Below are 7,814 nucleotides of genomic sequence, written 5' to 3'. Positions count from 1 at the left end.
TGAGTACACCCAGCAGAAGTGCCAAAGAATGTCACCCTGGGGACTTTGCGAATGGGGACTCGGCGAAGTACTGGGACACGGCAACGGTGGGACCGCATGCGCCGCAGCTCCCACGACCCTCGACGAGGATGACTGCCGTGCTGGGCCTACGTCCGGCGAACCACCGCACGGTCATTCGCCTTCGGCCCAGCTGGCCCGGAACCACAACGAGTCCGGCATGCCGACCGGTTGAAGACCGAGCCTGGTCAGCGCGTCAAGCAGGCTCCGATCCCAGTGGCCGGCCCCGCCGATCGCAGGATCCACGTCGTAGTCCTCACCCTCGTGATACGCCTGGTCCTCAGCATCGCGATCAAACAACGAATCGCCATGGATAACCACGAACTGGGCGACCGCCACTCGATCCAATGACCGGAGCTCCGAACCCGGCGGCAAGCTATAGCTGGACGACGGCCGGGCACCAGTCTCCGGCGTCCAACCCGGCGGGGAAACCTCGATCGCTTCCATGAACAGCACCGGCAGCTCCAGGTCGCCCCCGCCGTTCGCCGGTGTGCCGAGCCGGGCACGGAGGGCCCGCCGGGCTCGAGCGGGGAAGTCATGCGTCGGGTCTGTCTCGTCGTACCAGTCCGCCCGAAGTTCGTCACCAGGGCCGAACCGGTCGTCGGTGGGTAAGACCCGGGCGTTGTTCGAGACGGCCCGTGCGGTGTTGCCGGACTGGTGGCTGCTGCACCCGGCTGACGCATCCGGCGTGCGCGCCTTCGCGCAGGCCCCGGCGCCGCGGACGGTGGCGTGGCTGGACGAACTGCAGCGTTACCTCGATCAGTCCGGCGGGCTACCCGCCGGGCTGATCCGCGACCTGCTCGCTGCCGGCACGGTGGTACTCGCGACGCTCTGGCCCGACGAGGTGAGCGTCCGTTCCGCGCCGCGGGACGCGGGTACGGACGACCGGTATGCCGAAGATCGGGAGCTGCTGAAGCTGGCTCGGATCATTGACGTACCGGCTGTGTTCAGCCGAGAAGAGCGCAGCCGCGCGGGACAGCTCGCCGCCGACGGGCGGATCCGGACGGCGCTCGAGTATGCCGACTCGGGGGTCACGCAGGTCCTGGCTGCCGGACCGGAGCTGATCCGCCGCTGGCAGCATGCCCCGGCGAAGGAGTGTTACGGCCAGGCGGTCATCACCGCGGCCCTGGACGCACGCCGGGTCGGCGCGCAGGCTCCGGCCACCGTCGACTACCTTACCGCCGCCGCACCCGCCTACCTGACTCCTGCACAGCAGGCCACCGCTACGCCGGACTGGTTCGAGAAGGCCATCCGCTATGCGACCCAGACGGTGCATGGCGCCGCGTCCTGTCTGATCCCCGTGCCCGCCGGGATGGGCCAGATCGCGGGCTACCTCACCGCCGACTACCTGCACGAGAGCGCGCGCACCCTCCGCCGGACCGAAGCCGTCCCCGGCCTAGCATGGCAAGCACTCGTCACACACCACCACCCCGACGACTGTCTGCGACTCGCCGACAACGCCGAACGCCGCGACCAGATCGACCACGCCATCACCCTCTACCGCAAACAACCCGACGCTGGCGACGGGTTCGCGGCCGTGCGGCTGGCGGAGCTGCTCGCCAGGCAGGGCCAGGTGCAGGAGGCGCTCACCGTGCTGCGGCCGCGGGCCGACGCCAGCAACAGGCCCACAGCCAAGCGGCGGCTTGCCAAGCTGCTCGCCGAGCAGGGCCAGGTGCAGGAGCTGCGGCAGCGAGCCAACGCTGGCGACCTGTTCGCTGTCGGGCAGCTGGACCAGCTGCTCGCCGAGCAGGGCCAGGTGCAGGAGCTGCGACAGCGAGCCGACGCCGGCGACAGGTTCGCGGCCGAGCGGCTGGCCGGCCTGCTCGCCGGGCAGGGCCAGGTGCAGGAGGCGCTCACCATGCTGCGGCAGCTGGTCGACGCCGGCGACGCGTCCGCGGCCAGGCAGCTGGCCGATCTGCTCGCCAGGCACGGCCAGGTGCAAGAGCTGCGACAGCGAGCCGACGCCGGCGACGGGCTCGCGGCCGGGCGGCTGGCCCGCCTGCTCGCTAGGCAGGGTCAGGTGGACGAGGCGCTCACCGTGCTGCGGCAGCTGGTCGACGCTGGCGACGAGTCCGCGGCCAGGCAGCTGGCCAGCCTGCTCACTAGGCAGGGCCAGGTGCCCGAGGCGATCATCATGCTGCGGCAGCGAGTCGACGCCGGCGACGGGCTCGCGGCCGGGCAGCTGGCCGCTCTGCTCGCCGGGCAGGGCCAGGTGCAGGAGGCGCTCACCGTGCTGCGGCAGCGGGTCGACGTCGGCGACAGGTTAGCGGCCGGGCTGCTGGCCGCTCTGCTCGCCGGGCAGGGCCAGGTGCAAGAGCTGCGGCAGCGAGCCGACGCCGGCGACGGGCTCGCGGCCGAGCGGCTGGCCGGCCTGCTCGCCGGGCAGGGCCAGGTGCAGGAGGCGCTCACCGTTCTGCGGCAGCTCCTCGACGCCAGCGGCGGGTTCGCGACCAGACGGCTGGTCGATCTGCTCGCAAAACTGGGCCGCATCGACGACCTCGAAGGCGAGGTACGAGCTGGAACCTACGGCGCGGCCGCCCAGTTGGCCCAGATGCGAGGGCCAGCTGGAAACGCAGAAGCCGCGAAGCCAACCTAACCCAACTCTGCGGCCTGCAACTCTGCTTGGTGTGCCGGTGCAGGTGCGATATTCGGGGACTGCGGTATTCGCAGATCTTGGCATGGGGGTCCGGCATGATCATGCCGTGACGGCATCTGCTGACGACTACCTCTGGTTCATCGAGGAGTACCCGCTCGGCCTCAACTTCTGTGCGACGCTGGTGCGCCCCTTCACCCCCGATGAGGTGATCACCGCGCTCGGGGGCGCCGAAGCCGTCGACATCACCGGCGCTGACCGGCTCGACGGTGCTGCCGAGCAGGTTGGTTACCCCGATCCCATCGGGGAGAGCGGGGTATTCGACGCGGACCTCGACACCGGGCTCGACTTCATCGCCGCGGCCGGCCTCGGCGGCTGGACGTTGATTGTCGAGCCGAACGGGTTCCGGTGCTCCACCGAGGAATCCGCCGCGCTGCTGTCCGCGAACGGTGAGTTGGTCTCGTTCTACTTCAACGAGAACACCGCCCCGGTCCTACGGTGGGCCCGGGACGGCGTCACCCTCGTGTCGTTCGATCCGTCCGGGGGCGCCGGACGGCGGGAGGGCAGCGAACCAGACCGGCTGGTGCCGGCGCTGAAGTCGCTCGGCTTCGACCTGAGCACGGAGGAGATCGACCCGGACGATCCGCGCTGGCAGTACGACGAAAAATGGCAGGCGCGAACCCTGGCCCTGATGGAGCACCTGACGGGCATACCGATCACTTCCGACTTCCTGGAGAACGCGCGATTCCGGTGTGCCGCTGTGCCCGACGAGCACTCGTTGTCCTGGATGCGAGCCAACCCCGGCCGGATCGGGTCTCTGCCGGTGGAGGAGTTGGCGGTGCGGGCGCGGAGCCGGCTGACCGCCTACGCCGCCGACCCGGATCGCGATGAAGACGACGTGTCTGCTCAGGATCAGGACCTAGCGGCAACCTCCTGGGAGCGGCCGGAGAGGACGCGCTTGGAGGAAGCCATGGAGCGGGCCAATCCGCTTCAGGAGTACGACCGGAAGCTGCCGCCTGCGCTCGGTGACGCCGATACCGTGACGCTGCGGGCGGTGATTGCCTGGGCGGCCGAGCGGGCGGTCGCCGTGGCTGGGCTCGGCGTGATGCCGTGGGCGTCCGAGGCCTTGGAGGCGTTACGGGCACAGCGTCCTCTGCCGCCGCCCTTTGACCCGGAGTCGGAGTATCAGGCGGAGATCTGGGAGCTGCTGGACCAGGCTCCGGTCACCTGGACCACCGTACGGTTGCCGGGGGACCCGCTGGTGGAGATATCTCAGCAGCATGTGGCGCTTCCCGCCCTCATCGATGCGGGGGACCCGGACCCGCTGGTAGCGGCCCTCAACGTCATCTTCGCGAGCGTGGGAGCCCATGGCAAGCCGGCATACCACGCATTCCTCGCTGAGTTGTGGAAACAGTTCCCGCAGCTCAAGAGGTAGGAGCTGGCTCGGACCTACGTCGCCCGACCTGTTCCGGTAGCCAGGAGGAATCCGTAGCCGCACTACTGCAACTCTGCCTCGTGAGCCGGTGCAGGGATGGTATTCGGAGGCTGCGGTATTCGCTGATCTTGATGCCGGAGCGCGGTGGCCGATGGTGTGGAAGCCCTTGCCGAAGTGCGGTTTCTATATTTGCGCTTATTCACTCACGGTATTGAACAAGGTGCTCTCCGTACCCTTAGTGGTATGGCGTTCACCTCTCAACCCCGTCCGCTCGGGGCCGTCCGTCTCCTGGGCGCCCGGAGACGACCATGCTCCGGGAGGAAGGTCGAGATCGGGTGGACGGCGAACCAAGGAACTGCCAACCGACCGGAAAACGGCCGAGTTGGCGGACTGTTGGTGAAGCCGCGTTCCTGCTACTGCGGGTTGCGGCTGGTGTGGTGGCGCTCTACGGAGCGCTAAAGGGCGGCGGCCTCGTCTGACTGGACGAGACCGCCGGTGCGTAGAGGTGGCCTCCTGCGGTTGCTGACAGGCTGACAGCAGGAGGTCGCCATCACGCGTCTTCCTAAGGAAAGTCTGACATGGCGACCCATGACGCTACCCATTCATTCCTGCCTGACCCGTAGGTCCCTGGGCCGGCAACTCTGCAGAGTGAGCCGGTGCAGGTGCGGTATTCGTGGACTGCGGTATTCGCTGATCTTGGAGCAGGGTGTTGGGCGGTCGTAACCATCCGGGTCGACTTCCGCCAACCGCCGATCGGGGCCTCTGCCTCAGGCCTAGCGTGAGCCTGAACAGCTCAAACAGGAGTCAGATCATGCTTACACCACGCTGGCTATCGAGAGCGGCGCTGTTCATCGCGTTCGCGGCCGCGTTCACCGGCGCCGGTGCCGTCGCACCCGCGCTCACCTCGCCCAGCCACGCCGCAGTCGCCGACTGCGACGGCCGGCCGGGCTGCGACTGAAGCGGATCGACCATGAAGCAGACAGCACGCTCGTTGAGGATCACGGTGCTGGTCGCCGCGATGGCAACTGCCGTCGTCGGTGTCGCCGCTACACCGGCGTTCGCCCAGCCCGGCCATGTGAAGACGGTCGCCTGCGATACGGAGCCCTGCTGACAGGCGGCAACGCCTCACCAGCATCGGGAAAGGAGACAGCACCATGAACGGCAAGCTCTGGCTGCGGCGGCTCGTCGCGGTCGCTGCGGCGGCGATCGTTGGCGTACTTCTCAGCGGCCCGATCGTGACGGCACCGGCCACGCCGGCGGCTATCAGCGTCGACTGTCGCGATGGGGGCTGCTGAATGGGTGGAAGCCACCAGCGCCCGATGGCACTACCGGCATGTCCGCGGCATGACATGAGCGATCACAGGAGCAAGACCGCAACGGCCGTGACGCTCGCCGTTCTCATCGCCATCAGTACCACCATCAGCGCTGTCACGGTCACCAACTCGGCGCTTACTGCTACGCCGCCGACCGCAGCAACGGTTAGCAGCTGCTCCCCGGGCGACGACTGCTGACGCCCTTCGCCGAGGGTCTGGAGGCAACGAAGCTGTGGACCTTGATCGGCAACGTCATCTACCGCAACTCTGCCTCGTGAGCCGGTGCAGGTGCGGTATTCGTGAGCTGCGACATTCGTCGATCTTGAAGGTCGGTGGTGCGCGGGGTGTTCGGTCTGTTGTGGTGTGGCGTCAGCGGGACAGACTGGTGGGGTGACGGCGACGAGACGGTGGGTCATCGGGATCTTGGGTGCAGTGGTGGTGGCCGGGTTGGTGGTCGCCGCGGTGGTGTGGGGTCGTGATGGTGTGGAGGCGGCTAGTTGGCTCGCGGGTGTGGCGAGTTTGTTCGTGGCGGTGGTGACTTTGTTGGTTACGGTGCCGTCCGGCGGTCCCGGTTCTGGTTCGGTGGCGGGGCGGGTGCTGAGGTTCCGTAGCCGGGTCAGCGGGAACGGGCAGTCGTTTCAGGCGGGCGGCAACATCACCAATGCCGGTAACCGCCCGCGGAAGAAGTGAGCGGGCAGGACCGCCCGTGGCGGCAGCGGTTCCGGGGCCGGGCGAGCGGTAACGGCCGGGTGTATCAGGCCGGCGGTCACATCACCATCAACGAAGCGGCCGCGCCGCCGGCGGGTGGGCCTGAAGGCCGGTTATGGAATGTGGCTGGTGCGGTGGCCACGTTCACCGCCCGTGACCTGGAGCTGGCCGCGGTCACGAGCGCGGTGAGCGACCATCCGGGTGTGCCGGTGGTGCTTCACGGCATGCCGGGGGTGGGTAAGACCCAGCTGGCACTGACCTGGGTATATGCGAATGCGGGATCAGCAAGTGTGGTGTGGCAGGTCCGGGCGGCGAACCGGCTGGAAGTCGTGGCGGATCTGGCGCAGCTGGCTGATCGTCTCAGGTTGGCAGTTGGCGATGATTTAGAGCTGGCGGCGCGGGCGGCGGTGCAGGAGCTCAACGGCCGGGATGACTGGCTGCTGCTGTTCGACGATGCCACCCCGGACAGTGTGGCGGGGTTGGTGCCGGTGCGTGGGGGACGGGTGGTGATGACCTCGCGGAACCCGAACTGGGCTCCGGCCGGGGTGTCGTTGGAGGTAGGGCTGTTCGGCCCGCACGCGGCGGCGGTGTTCCTCGATCCCAGCGCCGGTGGCCCCGGCGAGGCTGCGGTGCAGTTGGCCGGGGAACTGGGGTATCTGCCGCTGGCCCTGGAGCAGGCCCGCGCGTACTGCGCTGCCACCGGTCGGGAGCTGGCCGCGTACCTCGCCGATTTTCGGCGCCTGCGGCTGCTGGGCCAGGGCATCGAGCATGGCTTGCACGCCCCGGTCACGGTCACCCTCGCCCTGGCGCTGGACGAGGTACGACGCCGGGAGCCGGGTGCGGCGCAATTGATGATGGTGCTGGCCCAGCTCGCGCCGGCCGACATTCCCCGGGATCTGGTCGCCGCCGGGGCGACGGTGCTGCCGGTGCCGCTGGCCGACGCGGCCGTCGACGGTGTCTACGCCGACCAGGTCATCCGGGTGTTACGGGAGCTGGCGCTGGTCACCGCGGATCGGCCCGGTCTGCTGGCCGTGCATCAGCTCGTCGCCGAGGTGCTGCGCGAGCACCCCATGCCGGTTTCCGGCCGGTACAGCCTGTGGCGCAGGTTGCTCCGCGCGGTCGGCACCGGCCCGCCCCCTCGGACCTGGCTCCAGGTAGGCGCGGATCTGCTGGCCGAAGCCTTACCCGCCGACGTGGAGAATCCGGTGCACTGGGACCGGTGGGCGCTGTTACTTCCCCACGCGGAAACGATGATCGAGCGAAGCGATCCGCCCACCGAAACCATCGACATCCTGCTATATCTTTGCGGGAGTTACCTGCACCGACGTGGCGAATATCTGTCTGCGCGTCGATACCTCACCCAGTCAGTTGAGGTGCGGAGTCACCTTCTGGGTGAGGAGCACCCGAACACCCTGACCTCGATGCACAGCCTCGCGAATGCCCTGTTCGCCCTGGGTGAGTTGATGGCGGCGCCGACGCTCCATGAGCGGACCTTGGCGGTGCGCCGGCGGGTGCTGGGTGAGGAGCACCCGGACACTCTGACCTCGATGGACAACTTCGCGTGTGTATTACACGGCCTGGGTGAGTTGCGGGCAGCGCGAGAGCTGCACGAGGAGACCTTGGCGGTGCGCCGGCGGGTTCTGGGTGAGGGCCACCCGGACACTCTGACCTCGATGAGCAACCTTGCGAACATGATGCGCGAGCGGGG

The 7,814-nt window shown here is 68.5% G+C and carries 7 protein-coding genes; 6 read left to right on the top strand and 1 reads right to left on the bottom strand.

All coding sequences use genetic code 11. The features are described from left to right. Positions 1–171: 171 nt before the first annotated feature. A complete protein-coding gene (locus Acy02nite_RS44030) occupies positions 172–513 on the bottom strand; it encodes a hypothetical protein (RefSeq protein WP_203755533.1) in 342 nt (113 codons plus the stop codon). A gap of 148 nt (positions 514–661) precedes the next feature. Here Acy02nite_RS44030 and Acy02nite_RS44025 point away from each other — a divergent pair, with 148 nt between their 5' ends. The 6 genes from Acy02nite_RS44025 to Acy02nite_RS44000 form a co-directional block, all read left to right on the top strand. Beyond that, the gene (locus tag Acy02nite_RS44025; protein ID WP_203755530.1) at positions 662–2,653 is read left to right on the top strand and encodes a tetratricopeptide repeat protein; all 1,992 of its coding nucleotides are present in this window, start codon (positions 662–664) and stop codon (positions 2,651–2,653) included. Positions 2,654–2,759: 106 nt separating this feature from the next. After that, on the top strand, positions 2,760–4,085 hold the full coding sequence (locus Acy02nite_RS44020) for a DUF6461 domain-containing protein (RefSeq protein WP_203755528.1): 1,326 nt from the start codon (positions 2,760–2,762) through the stop codon (positions 4,083–4,085). Between the two features lie 811 nt (positions 4,086–4,896). After that, positions 4,897–5,043: a hypothetical protein gene (locus Acy02nite_RS44015; RefSeq protein ID WP_203755527.1), complete on the top strand. Its 147-nt coding sequence runs from the start codon at positions 4,897–4,899 to the stop codon at positions 5,041–5,043. Positions 5,044–5,239: 196 nt separating this feature from the next. After that, positions 5,240–5,380, top strand: coding sequence for a hypothetical protein (locus tag Acy02nite_RS44010; RefSeq protein ID WP_203755526.1), 141 nt, complete (start codon positions 5,240–5,242; stop codon positions 5,378–5,380). 408 nt (positions 5,381–5,788) lie between these two features. Then, a complete protein-coding gene (locus Acy02nite_RS44005; protein WP_239175850.1) occupies positions 5,789–6,088 on the top strand; it encodes a hypothetical protein in 300 nt (99 codons plus the stop codon). A gap of 59 nt (positions 6,089–6,147) precedes the next feature. After that, a partial coding sequence (locus tag Acy02nite_RS44000; RefSeq protein WP_203755525.1) for a tetratricopeptide repeat protein occupies positions 6,148–7,814 on the top strand: 1,667 nt, incomplete at its 3' end.

Origin of the sequence: Actinoplanes cyaneus (assembly GCF_016862095.1) — a bacterium.
In the GTDB taxonomy this organism is placed as follows: domain Bacteria; phylum Actinomycetota; class Actinomycetes; order Mycobacteriales; family Micromonosporaceae; genus Actinoplanes; species Actinoplanes cyaneus.
The sequence above is the reverse complement of the archived record's forward strand: the minus strand, read 5'-3'. Positions and strand labels throughout refer to the sequence as shown.